Genomic DNA, 23,292 nt, shown 5'->3' on the forward strand with positions numbered 1-23,292 from the left:
TACCATTATGGACAATATATCAAATACACAAGGTTTTTCCTTTGACCTACCAAAAGGGAATTCTGCCATCATCAAAGTAATTGGTGTTGGTGGCGGTGGAAACAACGCTTTGAAGCATATGTACGAGAAAGGGATTTACGGCGTAGATTTCGTAATCTGTAATACCGATGCACAGACTTTGGACAACAATCCGGTTTCTAACAAAGTTCAGCTAGGAATCTCAATGACAGAAGGTCTTGGCGCAGGTGCTGACCCGGAAGTTGGAGAGAAAGCGGCGATTGAAAGTATCGACGAAATCAAAGCGGCGATGGGACAAAACACCAAGATGGTTTTCATCACTGCCGGAATGGGCGGTGGAACGGGAACTGGTGCGGCGCCTGTGATTGCAAAAGTAGCAAAGGAAATGGGAATCCTGACTGTAGGAATCGTAACCGTGCCTTTTAGTTTTGAAGGAAAAAGAAGATTGGACCAAGCTGAATTGGGTCTAGATAAATTAAGAAATAATGTTGATTCCCTGATTGTCATCAATAATGATAAATTAAGACAACAATTTGGAAATCTTGGTTTCAAACAAGGTTTTTCCAAAGCCGATGAAGTTTTGACCAACGCGGCGAAAGGAATGGCAGAGGTGATTACAGGTTATTTCGATGTCAATATCGATTTTCGTGATGCAAAATCTGTCCTTCAGAATTCCGGAACAGCATTGATGTCAACCGGCGTTGCAACTGGCGAGAAAAAAGCGGAAGAAGCAGTGAAAAAAGCATTGGATTCTCCATTGTTGAATGATAACAAAATCACCGGAGCGAAAAACGTTCTATTGTTAATCAGAAGCGGTGTTTCTGAGGTGACGATGGACGAAATCGGTGTGATTATGGACTATATCCAGAAGGAAGCTGGCCACACGGCTGATATTATTTTTGGAGTTGGAACGGATGAGGAATTGGGCGATGCGGTAAGCGTTTTGGTCATCGCAACTGGTTTTTCTAATGATGATAAAAAGCATACAGGAACAACTGAAACGATTAAATATTCTTTGGACGACAGACCAAATTCGTTTTCAAGAAACAGAGAATCCCCTTTCAAAAGCAGACTTCAGGAAGAGTCAAAACCTCAGCCTGAATCTGGAAAGAACTTTTTTCGTTTAGAAGATGAGGATGATTTTGGAACCTCCAATTTTCCAACTAATTCTTTAGTAGAAAGTTTGGTGGAAGAAGTGGAAACGGAAACTCAAATCATCGAGAACGAGGAAATCGTAGATTATTCTAATGATTACAACGATGGAAAGCAGGAGTACAATCTTTTCAATTTTGAAGATGATGCAAATGACGACTTCGATTTGGAGCCACAATCTTTCACTTTCGAAGTAGAGGACAAGCCAAAAGCGTCTTTCAAAACTGAGGAAGTAGAAAAACCGGTTGAAGTTACTTTTACCATCAACGAATCTCCAGCGGAAGAGGAATTTCCTGTCATCGAAAAGCAAGTCATTTCCGAAGTTAAAGAAGAAATCGTACACGAGGTTGTCGAAGAAAAAATCGAGGAGCCAAAAGCTAACAATTACGCTTTCACATCAGAAGGAAAAGAAGAAATCGTAGAAGACAAAAAACCAGAGCCAGTTCAGGAAACTGAAAGTGGATTCACGTTTTTCAACAAAACTTCCGACACGGCTTCAAAGGCGATGGACAGAAGAAATAAGTTGAAAGAATTCAATTCCCGTTACCAACAATTGGACAATGAGAATGTTTTCGAAACAGTTCCGGCTTTCAAAAGAAAAAACATCATCATCGATGGCGCCAACGCATCAGACCAAAACATCAACACATTTTTGTCTGACAACAACGGAAATATGCAACTGAGAGAAAACCGTTTTCTTAATAAAGATGTAGATTAAAAATTGTACTAATGTATTGACGTAAAATGTATTAACGATTAAAAGTTACATTGCATTTTCAGTCATAAATACATTAATACTTTTTACATTAATACAAAAATTATGAGTTTAGAACTTACCATAAACGATGCGATAAAAACCGCAATGAGGGAGAAGGACAGAGTTGCTCTGGATTCTCTCCGTGCTGTGAAAGCGCAAATATTATTGCTGAAAACAGAAGCCATTGGAGCAGAAGTTTCAGCAGAGCAGGAAATTGCAATTTTGCAAAGAATGATTAAGCAAAGAAAGGATTCCTACGACCAATTTACGGCTCAGGGAAGAACGGACCTTGCGGAAGTAGAAGAAGCGCAATCCAAAGTGATTGAGAAGTTTCTTCCACAACAGCTTACTGCAGAAGAATTGGAAACGGAAATCAAAAGAATCATTTCTGAGACCGGCGCAGAAAGCATCAAGGATTTAGGAAAAGTAATGGGTGTCGCTTCCAAAGCATTGGCCGGAAAATCAGACGGAAAGAGCATTTCCGAAATGGTGAAAAAATTGCTTTCTTAAGTTGTTGGAAGCTGGAAGTCAGATGCTGGAAGTTAAATTATGACAGAATATTTTAAACTTCGAACCTCCATCCTCCAGCTTCCATCCAAAAACTGGATATTCAAAATATGCATATCGATTTGATTTGAACCCAAAGTCTAAGGATTTTGGGTTTTTATTTATAGTGTAATCCTAAGTTATAATCAAAATTTAATGTCAAAAATGAATTGAATCTCTATCTTGAAGGTTTATTTAAAATTAAAAACCGCAGAGCGGAAAATCCATTGGTAGAAAATCTATTAATTGTAAAAAAAGCTTCAAAGAAGCGACCTATTTTTCGCCAGTAAACGCAATAGATATTTTCAAAATTTCATACAATCCCGATTTCATCGAAGATAAAAACTTTGCAACTTTCAAAACATCATATTCATAATTCTTGCGCCTTTGCGCTAATTTTCCACACAACGCTTTAAAGCAAAAAGCCATTCGCTGTAAGTCATTTTCCTGTCAAAATGGCTCAATAGATTTTCGGAATGGTTTTAATAGAATGAAAGATGAGCCAAGCAAAATAATTATGATTAAATTTGCAACTCAAACGAAACTTTGAACGTTAAACTTTTAAACAAATCAATTATGTATCCAGCAGATTTAGTATTGCCAATGAAGGCAGAACTTACAGATAAAGGCTTCCAGGACCTTACAACACCAGCAGAAGTTGACTCGGCACTTAAACAATCGGGCACAACTTTATTAGTCATCAATTCAGTTTGCGGATGTGCGGCAGGCGCAGCAAGACCAGGAGTTTTGTACTCTTTGACGGGCGAGAAGAGGCCAGACCATTTGGTAACAGCTTTTGCAGGATTTGATACGGATGCAGTCGCTGAAGCAAGAAGATTGCTGGCGCCGTTCCCTCCAAGTTCTCCAGCTGTGGCACTTTTCAAGGACGGAGAGTTGGTGCATATGTTAGAGAGACATCACATCGAAGGAAATCCTGCAGGCGCAATCGCTGCGAATCTTCAGGCGGCTTTCGACGAATATTGTTAAGAATAAAAAACCAAAATAGAAATATTTTGGTTTTTTTTATGACTATAGATAAAAATCACCTTTTATAGTTTTTATTATTTTTTAAATTTGCAAAAAAGTAAAGAAAGAATGTCAGATCATCAAGCCAGTTATCTATTTTCAACAAGGACCAGCCATGAGTTGGCAGAAAAGATTGCCAAAAGTTACGGGCAAACACTTGGAATCATTAATTTTCAACATTTCAGCGACGGAGAGTTCGAGCCTGTCTTGGAACAGTCAGTAAGAGGAGCGCGAGTTTTCCTTATCGCCTCTACATTTCCACCAGCGGACAATCTTCTGGAATTACTATTAATGATAGATGCTGCAAAAAGAGCGTCTGCCAAAAATATCACCGTCGTGATTCCTTACTACGGTTTGGCAAGACAAGACAGAAAGGATAAACCAAGAGCACCAATAGGCGCAAAATTGGTTGCCAATCTTTTGACTGCAGCCGGAGCTACAAGAATTATGACAATGGATCTCCACGCTGATCAGATCCAAGGTTTCTTTGAGATTCCAGTGGATCACCTTTATGCTTCCACAATTTTTGTAGATTACATCAGAAATCTGAATTTAGAAAATCTTACCATTGCTTCACCAGATATGGGTGGTGCAAAGAGAGCAAAAAATTACGCCGGACATTTGGGAGCCGATGTCGTAATTGCTTATAAAGAAAGAAAAAAAGCCAACGTGATAGAAGAGATGTTCTTGATTGGTGATGTAAAAGACAAGAACGTGATCCTGATAGATGATATGATCGACACTGCGGGCACACTTTGCAAAGCGGCGGACATCTTGATGGAAAAAGGAGCCCGTTCGGTAAGAGCAATGGCAACACACGGCGTTCTTTCTGGCAAAGCTTATGATAACATCGAGAATTCTCAATTGTTGGAGGTGATCGTAACAGATTCTATCCCAGTTAAAGCAGGTTTGTCTTCCAAAATCAAAGTGCTTTCTTGTGCGGATCTGTTTGCTGATGTCATGAAAATGGTACATGAGCACAAATCCATCAGTGATAAGTTCATTATTTAAAAAAAATTAATACCTTTGCACCCTTAAAATAATTTTATACAAAATGAAATCAATTACAATTCAAGGTACAAAAAGAGAAAGCGTGGGCAAAAAGTCTACTAAAGCTTTACGTGATGCTGAATTAGTTCCTTGTGTTGTTTACGGAGGTGGCGAGCCATTGAACTTCTCTGCATTGGAGAAAGCGTTCAAAGGTTTGGTATATACTCCCGAAGCACACACGGTATCTATTGAAGTTGACGGACAGGTAATTCCTGCAGTTCTTCAAGATATTCAGTTCCACCCAATTACGGACAAGATCATTCACGCAGACTTCTACAGATTATCTGACGACAAGCCAGTAGTTATGGAAGTTCCAGTAAGAGTGACAGGTCGTTCCAAAGGTGTGGTTGCCGGAGGTGTTCTTAGACAAACTTACAGAAAACTAAAAGTAAAAGCTATCCCAGCTAACTTGCCAGACGAGATCGTAGTAGATATTACGCCTCTTAAAATTGGTAACAAGTTCTATGTAGAAAGTCTTAAAAATGACAAATATACATTCATGCACCCAGACAACGCAGTTATCGTAGCTGTTAAAATGTCTAGAAATGCTAGCAAAAATGCTGCTGCAGCAATGGATGATGACGATGAAGAAGTAACAGAAGGAGGAGCAGAAGCTACTACTGAAGAAACTTCTGCAGAATAATTTTTTTTCTGTAAAAATAAAATTTGACCGTCTCGTTTTTTGCGAGACGGTTTTTTTATATATTTACATCAATCAAAAAAATTCAAACAATGAAAAAACTTTTATTTTCTGTTTTATTATTACCAGTCATTGGAATGGCTCAAAGTTCTATCTACACAGAAAGCTTTGAAGAGATCACATCATTGCAAGACGCAGGATGGACTTTATACAATGATACTAATACGCCATTTGGAACTTATGCAGGTACATTCCCGAATGCGTGGAACATTGTGAATTGGCAAGTTGAAAGTGGAAATCTCGTTGCATCTTCGCCGTCTTGGTTTACTTCCATTGCGCAGGCAGACAGATGGTTGATCTCGCCAGCGATCACTGTACCAGCAAATTCTACAGCGGCACTGGAGTTCTTTGCCAGATCTCACGATGTGAGTCCATATGATGATGGTTTCAAGCTCAAGATTTCCACGACCAATACAGCGAAAGCGTCATTCACCGATATTTTGAGTGTAGCGCACGCAGCCAATGTGCCGATCAGTAGCCAGACAGCGCCTTATGCTGTTGATCTGTCAGCTTATGCCGGGCAAACGATCTATTTGGCTTGGGTCAATGATTATACGAACGGCAATCTTCTTAGTATTGATGATATCGATGTCACTTCCAAACCATTGATGGCGGTGAATGAAACTAATAAAAAAGATATCAACCTATTTCCAAATCCGACAGTAGATTATTTTAGTATTAGTAATATCAGTGATATTCAGTCTGTTAAAATCTATGATCTGTCAGGCAAATTGGTGGTGTCAAAATTAGAATCGGTGAATAACAAATTCGATGTTTCTAAGCTTGAAAAAGGGATCTACACAGTTTCTATTGAGACCAAAGCGGGAACTGTAAGCAAGAAGATCATCAAGAAATAGGTGAGTAAAAAATATTTATATCAAAGGCATTTCAATTCGAAATGTCTTTTTTTATTTCCATTCACAAAAATTGTTATATTTGTGAAGAATGGCAACCAAAGCACTTTTTAATACCGTCGTCAATTGGTTTATCCGTCAGCGGATAGATCAGATCGAGCATTTCAAACAAAACCCTGTGGAGACGCAGGAAGGTTTGCTTTTCTCTCAGCTCTTCAATGCAGAGGAAACTGAGTATGGTCTGAAATATGGTTTCAGCTCGATCTCCAATTACAAAGATTTTAAGAAGAAAGTTCCGATCGTATGCTACGAGGACTTCGAACCGTATATAGAAAAGGCACGTCAGGGACAAAAAGATGTCTTCTGGCCAGGTGTTATCAAGCAATTCGCCAAATCTTCTGGCACGACGAATGCCAAAAGCAAGTACATTCCAATCACTGCCGAAAGTTTGGAAGATTGCCACTACAAAGCAGGAAAAGACCTCATTTCCATTTATGTCAACAACCATCCGGAAAGTGAGTTGTTCCAGCACAAAAATCTGAGGTTAGGCGGAAGTGCGGAGATGTATCAGGATTTCAATACCAAATTTGGGGACTTGTCAGCCATATTGATAGAGAACCTACCTTTCTGGGTAGAGATCATCAATACGCCTAGCAAGAAAACATCCTTGATGTCCGAATGGGAAAGCAAAATGAAAGCAATCATCGGAGAGGTGAAGAATGAAGATGTGGGAAGTCTCACAGGTGTTCCTAGCTGGATGATGGTTTTGCTTCAAAGAACTTTGCAGGAGACAGGGAAAGAGTCTATTTCGCAGCTTTGGCCCAATCTCGAGGTGTTCTTTCACGGCGGAATCAGCTTCAAGCCCTATAAAAATCAGTACAAAGAGATTTTTGGTAAAGACGTTCGCTATTACGAGATCTACAACGCATCCGAAGGGTTTTTCGCCATCCAGGATCAGGCAGGAAGTGATGAGATGCTTTTGATGTTGGATTACGGGATTTTCTACGAATTCATTCCCATGGATCTATATAACACAGGAGTTCGGGAAGCCATTCCAATTTCGGAGGTAGAGATCGGTAAAAATTATGCGGTTGTGATCACTACCAACGGCGGACTTTGGCGTTATTTGATAGGCGACACGGTCAAGTTTACATCTACAAGTCCTTACAGGATCAAGATCTCAGGAAGAACAAAGCATTACATCAATGCATTTGGGGAAGAGCTGATGATAGACAATGTGGAAACAGCGCTCAAAACGGCTTGTGAACAGTTGGAAGCGAGCATCTCTGACTACACAGGCGCGCCCGTTTTTATGACCAACAGCAGCAAAGGCTGTCACGAATGGATTTTTGAATTCACCAAACAACCAAAATGCCTGGAGGAATTCACACAGGTTTTTGACAGATCCCTTAAAACTTTAAATTCCGATTACGAAGCAAAAAGGTACAACGACATTACGCTAAAATGCCCAATCGTACATTCCGCAAAGCCCAATCTATTTTATGAATGGATGGCTAGCCGAGGAAAACTTGGTGGGCAAAACAAAGTGCCTAGACTTAGCAACGATAGAGAGTATATCGAACCTTTGCTGAAATTAAACGAGCTTTAATTTCCCATTCTCCATTAGATTTACATTCTGTATTGGATTTTCCCATTTTTCTGAATTAAACAAGACTTTGAAGTGTTGTAAGATTGTCTTGTGCCAATAAGATTTCATTTCTGTAAATGCTTATATTTAAAATATTTTTTCACAGGTTTTGATTATTTTAATTAACTTTAATTACATTAAAACTAAAAACTATGACAGAAACAAACAAAGTGATCTCCACGGCAGAGAAAGTCAAAGCTTTTGCAATGGGCTTTATTGGTGCCGGAATCTTCAGTATGGGAACGACGTACTTTTCCGAGCAGGCAGAATATCGCATTCCGAGGATTCTTTGGCCGGTCTATGAGATTTTCGGGAACATTGGTTTGGCGATCGGGATGATTCTCTTGGGAAGCTTATTGATGTTTTATGCTTACCGGAAATTCATTTCAAACGGTGGCAAGGCCATTTATTTATTGGCAGTTTTAGTAGTTGCTATTATAGGATTCTACGCCATTATCTTTTCAACGACTAAAAAATCAACTTCCATCGAGGATGTGAGAGCAAGTCTGGAGGCCAATCAAAAGAAGACAGAAAACGAAATTGCCAATAGCGACAGACCAGATCTGGAAAGCGAATCGGCGAATAATTACCTCAATCAATTGGAAGCTTTGAAAGTAAAATATGAAAAAGCGGTCAATGAAAAAGATAAGACCAAAATTGACGCATGCGAAAAAGAATATGTCAACTTGGTCTCGGTAGAATTCGGGAAAGTGGCAAAAGAAATTGCTACCAAGCCAGAATACAGAGATTTTGCGATGTATAATGCCAAAGTGCTGAATGAAATCCAGGTCTCAAGAACTAAATAAAATCATATTAATCCCGAAAAGCTTCGGGATTTTTTAGTTATTAATTGATTACAGATCCACAAAGAAGTGATACTTTAGTAATGGCTTACAAATTTGATATGATCGAACGATGAAATATTACTTCAAGATCTTCCTGCTTTCCGTTGGTATCGGCGTCGTCAATATTTTGATGTACCTATTTTTGTTGCAATTTCAGATTGTCCAAAACAGTTCATATGTTCCTCAGGAAGCTTTTGATATTTTTCTGATCCTTGTAGCAATTCCTGTTCAGTTTTTGATTTTAGCCTTGGTTGCTTACGTTTCGAAGAAAAATAAACAAACGGTTTTAATGACTTCAGGATTATTTGTAATCGCCTGTCTCTTATTGATTTTGATTAATACTAACGAGGAACGAAGCACTTTCAATAAAGAACAAGTTTACAGAAGCACCGAAAAATATGACTACCAGCAAGGCATCGCCACACCCGAAGGTTATCCGATCAAGTTGCTTTCAAATAGTGAATTTACGCTTGCAGTCAAAGGGCACCGAAATCCATACACGCTTTTGGAAACCAGCAAAGTCTATTCTACAAACTGGGGAAATGCCGAATCTACCTTCAAATCGTCCGAAGATGGCGACGTGGTTTTGCCGGATAGTTTGAAACTCTACTGGTTTTCATTTCTTGAGAATAAATATTATGGATTGCGTACAAAACTAGATAAAACCAAAATTTCCAATTACTTCAAAAAAGGATATCCGCGCGATATGAGTGGTAATTTAGATCGAATGATAACGGCCGATTATCAAGATCTGAATGCCGGAATTGCTCCGGGCGGCGATGTGATTCTATGGATTTCGGGTGCCAGTGAAACAAGGGAAATCAGCGTTTTCAAAGCAAAGGAGATGAATATCAATCAGTTTAAGGCTGAAGATATCGTACAGGCGGACGAAATAAAAAAGGTTTTGAGTGATACTTGCAAATGCAAAGACGACTTACAACAAAGAAGAATCGTTCATAACAATCAAAAAATTCCTTTTGGAATTTGGACTAATCAATACCGCGAAAAATATAATTGGAAAGTGGATTTGGGTAAGATAAGACCAACGAAATCTGAGCTTGAATTTTATTTTTACAACGGCGAGAATTTTTCATTCTTTGATGAAGAAGTTATCAAAAGCAGACATCAAAATCAAGTTGTGCCAAGCTATATTATTTTTCATTTTTTCAATAATAAAGACGAGTACAAAGCTTTTTTTCAATTTGATGAAGAAGAGATCTATAACAATTTTAAAACTTTGACAAAGGAAAATCGCAATGAGCCACTTGATATCGTTTTGAATTTCAATGAAGATTTTACCACAGCTACAGTGAAAATAAAATCAAAAAACAAAACGCTGGATTTTACGAAAATGAAAACTTTGCAAATAAGGAAAGATTAAGGATTCAAAGTGAACTACATTCACTTACAAAAGCCACAGAGTGGCAACCCATTGGTAGATAGGCAATTACCAAATTAAAAAAAGCTCTGAGGAGCGACCAACAGCTATTTGTATGGAAATAAGAAATATTAGGGATTCAACTAAACTACATTCACTTACAAAAGCCACAGAGTGGCAACCCATTGGTAGAAAGATAATTACCGAATTATAACAAAGCTCCAGAGGAGCGACCAATAACAAGCAATTACATTTCTACCCAATCAACTCCTTCGCCTGAGAAATCGCCGCTTCCGTGATCTTGGAACCGGAGATCAACTGTGCAATCTCGTTGAGTTTTTCGTCGTTGGAAAGCTTTACGATGGTAGTTTTGGTAATTCCATTTTCGTCAAATTTCACCACTTTGTAATTCTCGTTCCCTTTCGCGGCAACTTGCGCAAGATGCGTGATGATGATGAGTTGAAGGTCTTGCGACATTTCCTGCATCAGTTTTCCCATTTCCTCGGCAATTCTTCCGGAAACGCCCGTGTCGATTTCGTCTAATATTAATGTTGGAAGGTCATTGTTCTCCGCCATTATTTTTTTAATGGCTAGCATTACGCGGGAACGTTCTCCACCAGAAACGGCGCTTTGGATTGGTTTCAATGGAAAACCAGAGTTCGCCTGGAAAAGGATTTGGATATTATTTTTCCCGTGAGGATTGTAAGTGTTGGAATCTGTCAAATCGATTTTCAAGATGGCTTTTTCCAAACCTAGTTTTGAGAAGATTTCTTTGGCTTGGTTTTCCAGATTTCCTGAGAATTTCTTTCTGTTCTCTGATAATTTTTGACTGAGAGTTTGAAGTTCTTTTTCAATCAGCTTAAGGCTTTTTTCTTTTTCTTCGATTTGATTTTCAATCGTTTCTAAAGAGTTTTGGCTGGCAGACAATTCTTCTCGGATTGCCAAAAGTCCCTCAATGTCATTCACCTGATGTTTCAGGAAAAGCGAATTCAATCGGTTGACAGTCGTTAACAAAGCTTGCAAAAGTTCGGGATCCATTTCCAGATTTTCTGCCTTGTTCTCGATTTCGAGATTGATGTCTTTCAGCTCCAGATAAGAAGTTTCCAGGCGTTCGCTGAGGTCTTGATATTCTGATGAAAGTTCTGAAAGTTTAGCGATTTTGTTTTTAACTTCGAAAAGTCCAGACAAGATCCCGAAATCTTCCTGGTTCAGTTTGGATACTATTTCCGAAAGATATTCATTGATCTGTCCTGCGTTTTCCTGCGTATTGAGTTGATTCTGGATCTCTTCAAAATCCAGATCGTCCAATTGCATTTCTTCCAATTCTGCAAGAAGGAAATTTTTGTAATCTGATTCTTTGTTGTTTTCTGCAAGTGCCGATCTCAGTTGTTCGATTTCTCTTTTGGTAGTTTGATAACCAATGTAATGGTTTTGATAATCGGACAGCAAGCTTTTATTCTTTGCCAATCCATCCAGAATTCCGAATTGAAATTGCTCGGTGAAAAGGTCAGACGTTTCGAATTGGGAATGAATGTCGATCAATCTTGAAGATAATTCCTTCAAAACATCCAAGGTCACAGGAACATCATTGATGAAAGCTCTCGACTTTCCACCAGACGAAATCTCTCTTCTGATGATGGTCTGTGTTTCAAAATCCAAATCCCTGTCTTCAAAAAAATCTTTGAAATTTTCGCTGATCTGGAACTCGGTTTCTACGATGCTTTTGACGTCAGACTTTGCGAAGGATTTCACATCGGCTCTTTCTCCCATTATGAGACGTAGCGCACCAAGAATGATGGATTTTCCCGCACCGGTTTCTCCTGTGATGACCTGAAGACCTTTCTTGAGGTCGATCTCAAGTTTGTCAATTAACGCAAAATTCTGAATGAAAATTCTTGAAAGCACGAAATTATTTTTTAATAACTAAATTATAGCCTAAGTTGATTTGAAACCGAAAGCCCGCAGCCCGACTTGAACGGAAATCCTTTTTTGCGTGGTATCAAGTTCTACTGACTGAAAATAGTATGCAAAAAAGATTGGGAGTGGAAGGCGGAAAAGCTGCCCAAAAGATAAGACTCACAAAATGTCTATTTCCACTTATTCCATTTGGTGTCAATGTCTTTCGGAGCGAAGGTGCTCATCATTGTTTTCAGTTCGCTGATGTTGACAGAAGCATTGTTCCCAGTATCAAAGATGTTGAAGATCTCGGTGCTTTTGCTTTCCAAAAAGACATTGAAAGGATAATTCATCTGGAAATTGTTGTCATAGAACTTGAGTTGCATCAGAGATTCTGCAATCGTTTTTTTCGCTGGGCCTTGGTCTGGTTTTGCCAAGTTATCAAGACCAGCACGGTGATAGCTGTAGAAGACAGTTCTCAAGGTGGAGGAGTTTTCGTTTTGCAATCCGGAGATCAACGCCCCTCTATTTCTTTGGCTTTCTATTTGATTCCAGCCATCATAGTTTTGATTCTGAGAGTTTTGCGCGATTTTAAAAGCTTTGTCAAAATGTGCTTGTCCGCCTTTCAATTGGAAACTGTCACCATCGTAACCGAGAATTAGATAGATGTAGAAACTGATGACATCGGTAAGATTCTTCCCAGAGAATTGTCTCTCGTTGAAGATCAAGTTTTCATTTTCGTTGTATTCAAAAGAAAAACTTGTGTCATTGATGTTCATCAAAGGTGACTCATATTGCGAGTTGAAAACCGGGCGCGTGGCTTGTACGACCATTGTTCCTTTGAAACCGCTGTTTCCGTTGCGTTCAGATATAACGATTGCAAAGTTGCACTTGATCTTTTCAAAGTTCTGAAGCTTTTTCCCTGTCCAGCTGGTATTGTTAATGAAGTCTCTGAGGGATTTTTCCAAGGTTCGGAAAACCTGTGTGTTACTTCCTGCAATTTGTTGTGAGTTGATCTGTACATTGGCCAAAAGCTCCTGTGAGAAAGCTGTTTGAGCAAAAAACAAAGCGCAGATTATAAAAAGTAGTTTTTTCATCCAAATAAAAATGTTTGTAAAAATAAGCAATCTTTGTCAAAGAAAATAATCTAAAACAAGGATAAAATGATAACGTAAAACACGAGGTTTTCTTACAATTTCTGCTCAATAAAGTTCAGAATATCCTTTGCAACGTCTTCTTTTGATTTTAAGGCAAATGATTGCTCTTCTGTGGGCGTGAAGATCTTGATCTTGTTGGTAGCATTTGCAAATCCAGCGCCTTCGTCCCGAAGTGAGTTGAGGATGATCATGTCCAGATTTTTCTTGACTAATTTTCCCTTGGCATTTTCCTCTTCATTCTGCGTTTCCAGAGCAAATCCTACCAAAAACTGTTTAGACTTTTTCTCACCCATAGTTCGGAGAATATCTTTGTTTTTGATCAACTCGATGGTGAGTTCATTATCATTTTTCTTGATCTTCTCTGTGGCTTTCACTTTTGGTGTGTAGTCCGCGACGGCGGCGCTCATGATCGCAACATCTGTCGATTCATAATATTTGAAAACCTCGTCAAACATTTCCTCAGCTGAAGTCACTCTGTGAAGTGTAATGTTTTTGTCATCAACTTTCTGAGAAGATGGACCAGAGATCAGAATCACTTCTGCGCCACGTTTTGAAGCCTCTTTGGCGAGATCAAAACCCATCTTTCCCGAAGAGTGATTGCCGATGAATCTTACTGGGTCGATGTTTTCATAAGTTGGTCCAGCCGTGATCAGGAATTTTTTCCCTGATAAGGTTTGTTCGGCATCAGAAAATTGATTTTCCAAAACTGATAAAATGGTTGATGGTTCTGCCAATCTGCCTTGTCCATTAAGTCCACTTGCCAATTCTCCAAATTCTGCTGGAATGATCTTGTGGCCAAAACTTTCAGCGGTTTGTAGATTTTTGGTTACCGTCGGATGTGCGTACATATCAAGATCCATTGCAGGTGCGATGGCCACCGGACATTTTGCGGACATATAAACTGCCATCAAAAAATTGTCACAAATACCAGTGGTGATCTTTGCCAAAGTGTTTGCTGTACAAGGTGCAATGAGTATCAGATCTGCCCAAAGTGCAAGTTCTACGTGGTTGTTCCAAGTTTTATTGTCGTCATAAAAATCGGTGAAGACCTTGTTCTTGGAAAGCGTAGAAAGCGTGAGTGGCGAGACAAATTGCTCGGCCGATCTCGTCATTACAATTTTCACTTCTGCTCCAGACTTTATGAGGTCCCGAACGAGGTAATTCATTTTGTAAGCGGCGATTCCACCAGTGATTCCAAGGATGATCTTTTTGCCTTGTAAGCTCATTTTGCTTTGATTTATATTAACGAAAGTATTAATAATTTTGATAACAAAAAAACCGTCTCATAAAGGAATACTTTAGCGAGACGGTTTTTGTATTTTCAAATCCGAGGATTAGTTTTTTTCTTCAGTTTTTCTGTGGTAGATCTCATCATCCAACCATTCTCTAATAGCGATAGAGGTTGGTTTTGGCATTTTTTCGTAATGCTTGGAGATCTCGATCTGCTCTCTGTTTTCGAAAACTTCTTCCAAAGTAGAGTTGTGAACAGCAAACTCATCAAGTTTTCCGTGAAGTTCTGTACGGATCTCACCGTTGATCTGCTCTGCTCTTTTACCCATGATCACGATAGCTTCGTAGATGCTGGCTACTTTTGCTTCGATCTTATCTTTGTCGTAAGTGATTGTACTTACTTCTGCTTTTGTATCTTTAAGGCTCATTGGACGAATTGTTTAGGGTTGCAAATATACTAATTATCTTTTAAACTTGAAAGTCGCTTGTGGTTCTGGCGAATTCACCTTTGCGCTGTCTCTTCTTGCCTGTTCTGCAGAGTTTTCCATCTTCGCCTGGTTTTTCTCCTGAGCTACTTCTTTTTTCTCAGCTTCTTTGGCATCGGCATTTTTCACCTTTGCTTCGTATTCTGCTTTTCGTTTTTCTACATCTGCTTGCAAGATGGCAAATTTAGCTTTTTCTGCTTCCAGCTTTGCGCCGAGGTCATCAGCTGTTTTGGAGTATTCAGAATTTGGAAGTTCTGTGGAAACTCTTTTTGCATAAGAAGCGGCCGCGTCCAGTCTTTCTTTTTTCAGATCATAGATGGAATTGACTGCCAATTCATATTTAGATTTCAAAATGATATCGTAGATCTTTGGTCTCAACTTGGTTGCTGGGAAGTCTTCCAAAACGTTTTCAAAAGTTACCGCAGCAGCTTTGTATTCGCCCATTTTGTAATATTGCTTCGCATTTTCAAACGCTTTGAATTCCAATTTGTACGCCAACTCATCTACCAATTGGGTGATGTTTTTGGAACGCTCAGAGTCTGGATATTCATTCAAAAAATTCTGTAGTTCTGTGATTGCAGACTCAGTATTGCTTTGGTCGAGGTTGTACTGCAAAGAGCCTTCGTAGTAACAAAGAGCCGAAAGATAAGCTGCCTCCTCCTTTCTTGGGTCCTGAGGAAAACTGATCACAAAATTCTTGAACTGATTGGCTGCGAGTCTGTAATTCTTGTCATAATAATTAGAATAGGCAGAGTTGAAGACCACATTGGGCGCATCATCTGTTCCGGCAACTAGATTTGGTAATCTATCGTACAATGCCAAAGCATCTGACCATTTTTTCTTTGCGAATTTTTCATTGGCAACCTTCAAGATAAAATCTTTGTCGGCACTCTTCATAGCCTGATCCATTTCTGTTTTGCAAGACAGCAAAATCACAGACAACACTAATAAACTAATATATTTCTTCATAATTCCCGCCAGAATAAATCTGTCACTTGATTGTAATTAATTTGCAAAAATAAAACTTTTTTCTGCAATAGCTTTTTTTTATGAAAGATTAACGTTTTTCTTATTAATATATTAAATATTGATTTATAATTTCAAAAACTTTAGAACAATCCGCCATTCCAAGTTTCGGACTATCAATAAATAGTGTATTTTTGCAAATTACAAGAATTTTAAATGAAAAACATCAGGAACTTCTGCATCATTGCACATATCGACCACGGTAAAAGTACATTGGCAGATCGTCTTTTAGAATATACCAACACCGTTACCCAAAGGGAATTGCAGTCGCAAACCTTGGATGATATGGACTTGGAAAAAGAACGCGGAATCACCATCAAGTCTCACGCGATCCAAATGGATTATGAGCTGAATGGCGAAAAATATATCCTAAACCTTATCGACACGCCCGGACACGTGGATTTTTCTTACGAAGTTTCCCGTTCCATCGCGGCTTGCGAAGGTGCACTGTTAATTGTTGATGCGGCGCAAAGTATTCAGGCGCAGACCATCAGTAATTTGTATCTGGCTTTAGAAAACGATTTGGAAATAATTCCGATCCTTAATAAAATCGATCTTCCATCTGCAAATCCGGAAGAAGTGACCGACGAGATCATGGGACTTCTAGGTTGCAAATACGAAGACGTTCTCAGAGTTTCAGGGAAAACAGGTGAAGGTGTTCACGAATTGCTAGAGCAGATCGTCAAAAGAGTTCCGCCACCAGTTGGTGACCCGAAAGCGCCACTTCAAGCTTTGATCTTTGATTCTGTTTACAATCCTTTCCGAGGAATTGAGGCTTATTTCAAAGTTGTGAACGGAAGTATTTCCAAAAACGAAAAGATCAAATTCTTCGCTACGGGAAAAGAATATGGCGCAGACGAAGTTGGAACTTTAAAACTAAAACAGCTTCCAAAGAAAACCATCGAATGTGGTGATGTAGGTTACATCATTTCCGGAATCAAAGATGCCCGCGAAGTAAAAGTGGGTGATACAATTACATCGTTTGTAAATCCAGCTTTGGAGGCAATCGACGGATTCGAAGAGGTGAAGCCAATGGTTTTTGCAGGAATCTATCCAATTGAATCTGAGGATTTTGAGGAATTAAGATTCTCATTAGAAAAATTAAGATTGAATGACGCTTCCCTGGTTTTCGAGCCGGAAAGTTCTGCAGCACTTGGTTTTGGTTTCCGTTGCGGATTCTTGGGAATGTTGCACATGGAAATCGTTCAGGAACGTCTCGACCGTGAATTCAATATGGATGTGATCACGACGGTTCCCAACGTTTCTTACCACGGTTTCTCCAAAAAAGAACCAGACACACCGATCTTGATCAACAACCCATCCGAAATGATCGACCCAAATCTTTTGGACAGAGTTGAGGAACCATATATCAAAGCTTCTATCATCACAAAATCTGATTTCGTAGGCGGAGTAATGACGCTTTGTATCGAGAAAAGAGGCGAGATTGTCAACCAAAGTTATTTGACGGCGGACAGAGTAGAATTGACTTTCAATATGCCTTTGGCAGAAGTTGTTTTCGATTTTTATGACCGACTGAAATCTATCTCCAAAGGTTACGCTTCATTCGATTATTCTCCGATCGGGATGCGTGCTTCCAAATTGGTAAAAATGGATATTTTGATCAATGGTGATATGGTGGATGCCTTATCTTCATTGATCCACGATAGCAATGCGTTTTACATAGGAAAGAGAATGTGTGAGAAATTGCGCGAATTGATTCCGAGACAACAGTTTGATATTGCTGTTCAGGCGGCCTTGGGAGCGAAAGTTATCGCCAGGGAAACCATCAAAGCTTTGAGAAAAGACGTTACCGCAAAATGTTACGGAGGTGATATTTCCAGAAAACGTAAACTTCTTGAGAAGCAAAAAGAAGGTAAGAAAAAGATGAAACAAATTGGTAGAGTTGAAGTTCCACAATCAGCGTTTATGGCTGTTTTGAAACTGAATGATTAAAATCTAATTCATTCTTGATAAATATAATCCACAGAATTTTCTGTGGATTTTTTATTCATAATATTTATTGTACTGATTTTTAAGAATTTTATCATCAATAGAAATTTCAAATTCTTTTGAGGAAGCTTTGTAGAATTTCATTTTGGCCTTTTGTTTTGTTCCGGATTTAAAATACGGATAAGCATAAACTAAAATCTCATTTGGCTTGAGTTCAATATAGGAATAACTACCACCAGTAGTTCCACAAATCATATAGTTACTGTTTCTTGCAAAATAGAACCTATCTAAACTGTCTTCATAAATATATAATGCTGTACTTTTTGACTCAGTTGGAATTCTTAAAATTTTATTAGAAATGTTTTTAATGAAAATTGGAAAAGCAAAATATTTATTTATAATTTTTGTATCGTAATTCTCTTTGTACAAAGGAATCGTATCATTTTCTTTAACGATGATTTGAAGATTTTTGTTTGATAATGAATCTACAGAATTTTCATTCTTTGAGAATAATAAAGGAATTTCCTCATTCTTGAAAAAAGGATTTTTTAATTGGAATAAGGAGTCTTTCTCTTTTTTAATTCTAATAGAAAAATCTTTTTCTGATTCAGTTGGCAATGGAGGTGGTGGAGGCGGTGGAAAAATTGCTTCGTAATATTTAACTTCAATATTTTGGTTTAATTTTCCAATATAAAGTAAATTCTCTCCGCCTTCATTACTATCTTCATTAAAATCCTGAACCTTCATCTGCGTATCCTTCGGAAAAGTCAAAACAATATCATCTGCAAAAGTTTTTTCCTCTTTGCAACCAATTAGAAATAGGAGAATCAAAACAAAGAAAAATGATTTCATTAATGGGTTTTCTCAAAGATATTAATTATTTATCTTCGTTCTAATATTTTTAAAAAATGAAAAACCTTTCAATTCTCTTCCTTGTTATCTCCACTTTCACATTCTCCCAATCCTTAAAAACCCCTTTTGAAAAAGGCAACGGCAACCAAACCGTCACGTTTGAGGAAATGAGAACTTATTATCAAAAACTAGATAAGGAATTTGAAAGCATCACTTTCCTAACAAAAGGCGAAGATGACAACGGCGCTCCAATCGATGTTGTGATTTTCAACCCAACAAAGCAAAGTTTCGAAGAAGCCAGAAAAGGAAAATCGGTTTTGTTCGTCAATAACGGAATCCATCCAGGCGAACCGGACGGCATTGATGCAACGATGATGTTAATGAGAGATTTAGCCACCGGAAAAATCAAAGCGCCGATAAATGTAATCATCGCGTCCATCGCAAGTTACAACATCAGCGGAATGATGAGTCGTGGCAGTTTCTCCAGAGCGAATCAAAATGGTCCGGAAGAATATGGTTTCCGTGGAAATGCGAGAAATTATGATTTGAACAGAGATTTCATCAAAACAGATTCAAAAAATTCCAGAAGTTTCCAGCAGATTTTTCAATGGCTGAAACCTGATGTTTTCATAGACAATCACGTGAGCAACGGTGCAGATTATCAATACACTTTTACTTACATTTCGACTAACAAAGAACGATTGGGGAATGTTCTCGGTAATTATTTCAATGGCGAAATGCAGAAAACGCTTCTGAAAAATATGGAAAAAAAAGGTGTGATTTCTGTGCCTTATGTCAACATTCACGGTGATGTTCCAGACGGCGGTTTTCCCGCTTTCATCGATTCTCCGAGATATGCGACAGGTTACACGACGCTTTTCAATTCCATCGGGACGGTTGTCGAGACGCATATGCTGAAGCCGTACAAAGACCGAGTGAAAGTGACTTACGATTATATGGTCGATAACATTAATTATATCGATGAAAACTACAAAACCATTCAGCAAAAACGAGCCGAAAATCTGAAGCAATACAAAGTGGGAAACCAATATGCGATTGCCTGGAAACTAGATTCTACAAAATACGAAACGATTGATTTCAAAGGTTTTGAAGCGAAGTATAAACCAAGCGACGTTTCGGGAAAAACCAGACTTTGGTACGACAGAAAATCGCCGTTTTCCAATCCCGTGAAATATTACAACACGTACGTTTCAGCAAAAGAAGTCACAATCCCAAAATATTACGTCATCCCACAATCCGAGTGTAAAGTAGTTGATTTACTGAAACTTAACCAAATAAAAATGATTCAGATAAAGCAGGATTCTGCATTTACAGTGGAAAATTACAGGATTAAAGATTTTAAGACCGTTCCAAATCCTTACGAGGGTCATTATCTGCATTACGACACATTTGTGACCAAGGATTCAGGCAAAATGAAGTTCCGAGCCGGCGATTTTCTTGTTCCATTGAATCAAGATGGTGTGAAATTTCTCTTAGAAACTTTGGAGCCGGAAGCGGTGGATTCTTACTTCAACTGGAATTTCTTTGATGCGATGTTGGGTCAGAAAGAATATTATTCGGCTTATGTTTTCGAAGATACGGCCAGTAAACTTCTAAAAGAAAATAAAACCTTGAAAACCGCGTTCGAAATGGAGAAATCCATCAATCCAAAATTTGCAAACGATGGCGAAGCGCAACTGGATTGGGTTTACAAACATTCCAACTACTACGAGAAAACGCATAGACTTTATCCGGTTTTTAGGATTAATTAGAATATTTATTTGGGCAGCTTTTCCGCCTTCCGTTCCCGCTATTTTTATCATTGCGAACGACGAGAATTATTTCGTTGAACTTTTATAGAATCGCAATGAAAAAAATGAGCTCCACTCAAGTCGGGCTGCGAATTCACATAGAACAACAGTAAGCATAAAACCCAATTTTGTCATTCCGTAGGAATCTAAACGGAGCTATAAATTTGTCAGTAAGGAAACGCTAATCGATATTATGCCAAAAATGACCGCATCCATTTCTACAATCTGTACTTCGTCTTTCAGAATCGATGACTTTGAAAATCCAAACAAGTGAGGTTATAATTTTTTCTTCTTCATACTTTGGCAAATCTTTAAGTTTTCCGAAAGCAATTTTAGTTGAATTCTTATTTAAAATTACAATAGGAGTTACAGTTGGTTTTAGTGGAATAGTTGATATTGCTTTTCTATATGCTTCGGATTCATAACTGGATTTATTTGGAATAGCATTAAGGATAAATGTTTCCAATGATTGGATAGTTTGAATAAAATCAAATTGAGGATGTTGCAAAATAATTTTCACACCATCTTTGTAGTCGACTTTATCTTGAGCAACTTTATTAATTATGATTTCGATTTCTGTCACTTAGTTTTAATTATAAAGAAATCATCTTTAATTACACCTTTATCATCGTAATTCAAAGAATAATGTCCAATCTCCAATCCATTTTTTAAAATTGGTGATTGAAAGGAATGAAAACCAGTTTCAAGCAGTTTATATTTGATGACATTTTCATTTATTGAAATATTTTTGTCTTCAATGTCTAAATCTCCTGAAGAATTCTTTTCAAGCAAATAGTTGAACGAATTTAAAAGTTCATTCTTTAAGTTATGATTTTCAATAAATTCATTAATTTGATTGGTATCTTTCATAAGATTTCACATAAGTATTCAAATATACTAAGTTCTGATAAAACTTGTCATTCAACAAAAACTTAGTATTTTTGAGACAATTAAAAATAGAAAACCTTCAGGAGCGTCAAATCTCCAAAGGTTCACAAAAATAATTCTATGAAAAAACTGCAATTCTCTTTAGTTTTTATTCTTTTCTCTTTGGTCGTTTCGGCGCAGCAAAGTGCTTATTCCCAACAATATGCAAAATACAAAATGGATATTGATGTAGATGCGGCCAACTTCACTTACCAAGGGAAGCAGACTTTGCAATATCAAAACAATTCGCCAGACGAATTGAGAGTGGCGTATTTCCATTTGTATTGGAACGCCTTCAAAGCAGGTTCTATGATGGACCAGCGTGTGACTGGTCAAGGTGTGAATGCGGACAGCAGATTGGCAAAACGTGTTGGGAATACAGTCATTTCCAGATTGTCTGAAATTCCTAAAAATGAAGAAGGCGCACAAAACATCCGTTGGATAAAGCAGAACGGAAAAGATCTGAAATTCGAGATTCAGGGAACGGTGATGAAAGTTTATTTGGCAGATGCTATCAAATCAAATGCTTCCACCACGTTCACCATGGAATGGGACGCTGTGATCCCAATGCAGATTAGAAGAAGCGGACGTAACAACCGCGAAGGTGTCGATATGACCATGAGCCAATGGTATCCGAAGATCGCGGAATATGATTATGACGGCTGGGCAGCTTTTGATTATATCGGAAGAGAATTTCACGCTCCGTTTTCTGATTATGAAGTCAATATCAAAATCGATAAAAACTACGTTATCGGCGCTGGCGGAAATCTGGAAAATCCATCAGAAGTGAAAGGTTATGATGCAAATGCTGCAACGAAACCGGACATCGCGGGTAAAGTGACCTGGAAGTGGACAGCGAAAAACATCCTAGATTTTGCTTGGGCAGCGGACAGAGATTATACTGTTGAAAGTTTCCCAATTCTTGATGGACCAAAGGTTTTCTTAGTTTATCAAAAATCTGAGAAGACAAAATATTGGTCCGAAATGAAACCGTACATCACAAAATATTACCAGTTGATGAACGCCACTTTCGGCCGTTACAAATGGCCAAGTTACTCCTTCATCCAAGGTGGTGACGGTGGAATGGAGTACGGCATGTGTACCATGATCTTGGGTGAAGCCACAAGTTTGGAAGGTCTTAGCGGACTGATGTTCCACGAAGGCGCGCACTCTTGGTTCCAGCAGATGCTCGCGACCAACGAAAGTGTGAGACCTTGGATGGATGAAGGTTTCACACAGTATGCAGAAGATTTTGTATCCTACAGATTGTTTCCGCCGAGCGAAGCAAAACCAAATCCTTTTGCGGATGCGATCAGAGCTTATGTTAATTTCACAAAGTCAGGGAAAGAGGAGCCAGCAGTTTGGTTGGCAGACCACCACGATAATGGCACAGCTTACACCTATGCGAGTTACATCAAAGGTGAAATGTTTTTGGTGCAGTTAGGTTACATCGTTGGAGAGGAAAATCTCAACCGAATTATGTTGAAATATTACGATGAATGGGCGATGAAACATCCGACAGAAAGAGATTTCATCCACATTGCGCAACAGATCACCGGAATGGATCTTAAATGGTTCCAACATTATTGGATCAATACTACCAAAACCATCGACTACGGCATCAAGAATGTAAAATATGATCCAGAATCCACCACAATTACTTTAGTGAACAAAGGCGGCGTTCCAATGCCAATCGATTTCAGTATTTTGACCAAAGACAAGAAGGTCGTTAATTATAACATTCCACTCAGTCTTACCAGAACTTGGAAGTCGAAAGACATCTACGGACCATTTAAAACTTTGCCTTATTGGTCTTGGACACAGCAGGAATATACGTTTACGATTCCTTACACCAAAACACAATTGTCAGCCATCGGAATTGATTTCAGTCAGCGTTTGGCGGATGTGAATCCTGAGGATAATTATTTGGAAGTAAAATAATCTAACAGTGTAGTAATGTAACAATGTATCAATAGCAACGAAT

At 38.5% G+C, this 23,292-nt stretch carries 20 protein-coding genes; 12 read left to right on the forward strand and 8 right to left on the reverse strand.

What is annotated here, in order from left to right; genetic code table 11:
- The first annotated feature begins 7 nt into the window (after nt 1-7).
- From ftsZ to BMW39_RS08745, 9 genes are all read left to right on the forward strand, one after another.
- Entirely contained in the window at nt 8-1,888 is a 1,881-nt protein-coding gene (gene ftsZ / locus BMW39_RS08705; RefSeq protein ID WP_034973873.1) for a cell division protein FtsZ, read from the forward strand.
- Nucleotides 1,889-1,990: 102 nt separating this feature from the next.
- Nucleotides 1,991-2,437, forward strand: a complete 447-nt coding sequence (locus tag BMW39_RS08710; RefSeq protein ID WP_034973875.1) for a GatB/YqeY domain-containing protein — start codon at nt 1,991-1,993, stop codon at nt 2,435-2,437.
- Nucleotides 2,438-3,049: 612 nt separating this feature from the next.
- Nucleotides 3,050-3,460, forward strand: a complete 411-nt coding sequence (locus BMW39_RS08715; RefSeq protein WP_034973879.1) for a BrxA/BrxB family bacilliredoxin — start codon at nt 3,050-3,052, stop codon at nt 3,458-3,460.
- A 108-nt stretch (nt 3,461-3,568) separates the two neighbouring features.
- Nucleotides 3,569-4,510, forward strand: coding sequence for a ribose-phosphate pyrophosphokinase (locus tag BMW39_RS08720; RefSeq protein WP_034973881.1), 942 nt, complete (start codon nt 3,569-3,571; stop codon nt 4,508-4,510).
- A 43-nt stretch (nt 4,511-4,553) separates the two neighbouring features.
- Nucleotides 4,554-5,192, forward strand: coding sequence for a 50S ribosomal protein L25/general stress protein Ctc (locus BMW39_RS08725; protein ID WP_034973883.1), 639 nt, complete (start codon nt 4,554-4,556; stop codon nt 5,190-5,192).
- A gap of 89 nt (nt 5,193-5,281) precedes the next feature.
- Nucleotides 5,282-6,106 carry a T9SS-dependent choice-of-anchor J family protein gene (locus tag BMW39_RS08730; protein WP_034973885.1) on the forward strand — a complete coding sequence of 275 codons (825 nt, stop codon included), beginning with the start codon at nt 5,282-5,284 and terminating at the stop codon, nt 6,104-6,106.
- Between the two features lie 88 nt (nt 6,107-6,194).
- A complete protein-coding gene (locus BMW39_RS08735; RefSeq protein ID WP_034973886.1) occupies nt 6,195-7,712 on the forward strand; it encodes a GH3 auxin-responsive promoter family protein in 1,518 nt (505 codons plus the stop codon).
- Nucleotides 7,713-7,903: 191 nt separating this feature from the next.
- Nucleotides 7,904-8,557 (forward strand): MFS transporter, encoded by a 654-nt coding sequence (locus BMW39_RS08740; protein WP_034973888.1) that lies wholly within the window; start codon nt 7,904-7,906, stop codon nt 8,555-8,557.
- A gap of 109 nt (nt 8,558-8,666) precedes the next feature.
- The gene (locus tag BMW39_RS08745) at nt 8,667-9,977 is read left to right on the forward strand and encodes a DUF2931 family protein (RefSeq protein ID WP_034973890.1); all 1,311 of its coding nucleotides are present in this window, start codon (nt 8,667-8,669) and stop codon (nt 9,975-9,977) included.
- A gap of 252 nt (nt 9,978-10,229) precedes the next feature.
- Here the strand turns inward: BMW39_RS08745 and BMW39_RS08750 are convergent, their stop codons facing one another.
- The 5 genes from BMW39_RS08750 to bamD form a co-directional block, all read right to left on the reverse strand.
- Entirely contained in the window at nt 10,230-11,879 is a 1,650-nt protein-coding gene (locus tag BMW39_RS08750; RefSeq protein WP_034973892.1) for a DNA repair protein RecN, read from the reverse strand.
- Between the two features lie 182 nt (nt 11,880-12,061).
- Nucleotides 12,062-12,967: a type IX secretion system protein PorD gene (gene porD / locus BMW39_RS08755; protein WP_034973894.1), complete on the reverse strand. Its 906-nt coding sequence runs from the start codon at nt 12,965-12,967 to the stop codon at nt 12,062-12,064.
- A gap of 92 nt (nt 12,968-13,059) precedes the next feature.
- Nucleotides 13,060-14,253 (reverse strand): bifunctional phosphopantothenoylcysteine decarboxylase/phosphopantothenate--cysteine ligase CoaBC, encoded by a 1,194-nt coding sequence (gene coaBC / locus BMW39_RS08760; RefSeq protein WP_034973896.1) that lies wholly within the window; start codon nt 14,251-14,253, stop codon nt 13,060-13,062.
- Nucleotides 14,254-14,361: 108 nt separating this feature from the next.
- Nucleotides 14,362-14,685 carry a DNA-directed RNA polymerase subunit omega gene (locus BMW39_RS08765; protein WP_034973898.1) on the reverse strand — a complete coding sequence of 108 codons (324 nt, stop codon included), beginning with the start codon at nt 14,683-14,685 and terminating at the stop codon, nt 14,362-14,364.
- A gap of 33 nt (nt 14,686-14,718) precedes the next feature.
- Nucleotides 14,719-15,711, reverse strand: a complete 993-nt coding sequence (bamD, locus tag BMW39_RS08770; protein WP_034973900.1) for an outer membrane protein assembly factor BamD — start codon at nt 15,709-15,711, stop codon at nt 14,719-14,721.
- A gap of 213 nt (nt 15,712-15,924) precedes the next feature.
- On the opposite strand from bamD, the gene lepA reads away from it, so the two are divergent.
- Nucleotides 15,925-17,721, forward strand: a complete 1,797-nt coding sequence (gene lepA / locus BMW39_RS08775; RefSeq protein WP_034963917.1) for a translation elongation factor 4 — start codon at nt 15,925-15,927, stop codon at nt 17,719-17,721.
- Between the two features lie 51 nt (nt 17,722-17,772).
- Here lepA and BMW39_RS08780 read toward each other — a convergent pair whose 3' ends face one another.
- Nucleotides 17,773-18,570 carry a hypothetical protein gene (locus BMW39_RS08780; protein WP_034973902.1) on the reverse strand — a complete coding sequence of 266 codons (798 nt, stop codon included), beginning with the start codon at nt 18,568-18,570 and terminating at the stop codon, nt 17,773-17,775.
- A 56-nt stretch (nt 18,571-18,626) separates the two neighbouring features.
- On the opposite strand from BMW39_RS08780, the gene BMW39_RS08785 reads away from it, so the two are divergent.
- A complete protein-coding gene (locus BMW39_RS08785; RefSeq protein WP_034973904.1) occupies nt 18,627-20,342 on the forward strand; it encodes a M14 family metallopeptidase in 1,716 nt (571 codons plus the stop codon).
- Between the two features lie 220 nt (nt 20,343-20,562).
- On the opposite strand, the gene BMW39_RS08790 is transcribed toward BMW39_RS08785, so the two are convergent.
- Together BMW39_RS08790 and BMW39_RS08795 are read right to left on the reverse strand one after the other, a co-directional pair.
- Entirely contained in the window at nt 20,563-20,964 is a 402-nt protein-coding gene (locus BMW39_RS08790) for a DUF5958 family protein (protein WP_051879843.1), read from the reverse strand.
- A complete protein-coding gene (locus tag BMW39_RS08795) occupies nt 20,961-21,251 on the reverse strand; it encodes a hypothetical protein (RefSeq protein ID WP_034973906.1) in 291 nt (96 codons plus the stop codon). Before BMW39_RS08795 ends, BMW39_RS08790 begins: the two co-directional genes overlap by 4 nt.
- A gap of 138 nt (nt 21,252-21,389) precedes the next feature.
- Here BMW39_RS08795 and BMW39_RS08800 point away from each other — a divergent pair, with 138 nt between their 5' ends.
- Nucleotides 21,390-23,249: a M1 family metallopeptidase gene (locus tag BMW39_RS08800; protein WP_034973908.1), complete on the forward strand. Its 1,860-nt coding sequence runs from the start codon at nt 21,390-21,392 to the stop codon at nt 23,247-23,249.
- Nucleotides 23,250-23,292: the final 43 nt, after the last annotated feature.

It is taken from the genome of Epilithonimonas lactis (assembly GCF_900110605.1).
Taxonomy (GTDB): domain Bacteria; phylum Bacteroidota; class Bacteroidia; order Flavobacteriales; family Weeksellaceae; genus Epilithonimonas; species Epilithonimonas lactis.

Bases quoted from the DNA above. Each gene is read 5' to 3' on its own strand.
- ftsZ (WP_034973873.1), top strand. From the start codon at position 8: ATGGACAATATATCAAATACACAAGGTTTTTCCTTTGACCTACCAAAA.
- BMW39_RS08710 (WP_034973875.1), top strand. From the start codon at position 1,991: ATGAGTTTAGAACTTACCATAAACGATGCGATAAAAACCGCAATGAGG.
- BMW39_RS08715 (WP_034973879.1), top strand. From the start codon at position 3,050: ATGTATCCAGCAGATTTAGTATTGCCAATGAAGGCAGAACTTACAGAT.
- BMW39_RS08720 (WP_034973881.1), top strand. From the start codon at position 3,569: ATGTCAGATCATCAAGCCAGTTATCTATTTTCAACAAGGACCAGCCAT.
- BMW39_RS08725 (WP_034973883.1), top strand. From the start codon at position 4,554: ATGAAATCAATTACAATTCAAGGTACAAAAAGAGAAAGCGTGGGCAAA.
- BMW39_RS08730 (WP_034973885.1), top strand. From the start codon at position 5,282: ATGAAAAAACTTTTATTTTCTGTTTTATTATTACCAGTCATTGGAATG.
- BMW39_RS08735 (WP_034973886.1), top strand. From the start codon at position 6,195: ATGGCAACCAAAGCACTTTTTAATACCGTCGTCAATTGGTTTATCCGT.
- BMW39_RS08740 (WP_034973888.1), top strand. From the start codon at position 7,904: ATGACAGAAACAAACAAAGTGATCTCCACGGCAGAGAAAGTCAAAGCT.
- BMW39_RS08745 (WP_034973890.1), top strand. From the start codon at position 8,667: ATGAAATATTACTTCAAGATCTTCCTGCTTTCCGTTGGTATCGGCGTC.
- porD (WP_034973894.1), bottom strand. From the start codon at position 12,967: ATGAAAAAACTACTTTTTATAATCTGCGCTTTGTTTTTTGCTCAAACA.
- coaBC (WP_034973896.1), bottom strand. From the start codon at position 14,253: ATGAGCTTACAAGGCAAAAAGATCATCCTTGGAATCACTGGTGGAATC.
- BMW39_RS08765 (WP_034973898.1), bottom strand. From the start codon at position 14,685: ATGAGCCTTAAAGATACAAAAGCAGAAGTAAGTACAATCACTTACGAC.
- bamD (WP_034973900.1), bottom strand. From the start codon at position 15,711: ATGAAGAAATATATTAGTTTATTAGTGTTGTCTGTGATTTTGCTGTCT.
- lepA (WP_034963917.1), top strand. From the start codon at position 15,925: ATGAAAAACATCAGGAACTTCTGCATCATTGCACATATCGACCACGGT.
- BMW39_RS08780 (WP_034973902.1), bottom strand. From the start codon at position 18,570: ATGAAATCATTTTTCTTTGTTTTGATTCTCCTATTTCTAATTGGTTGC.
- BMW39_RS08785 (WP_034973904.1), top strand. From the start codon at position 18,627: ATGAAAAACCTTTCAATTCTCTTCCTTGTTATCTCCACTTTCACATTC.
- BMW39_RS08795 (WP_034973906.1), bottom strand. From the start codon at position 21,251: ATGAAAGATACCAATCAAATTAATGAATTTATTGAAAATCATAACTTA.
- BMW39_RS08800 (WP_034973908.1), top strand. From the start codon at position 21,390: ATGAAAAAACTGCAATTCTCTTTAGTTTTTATTCTTTTCTCTTTGGTC.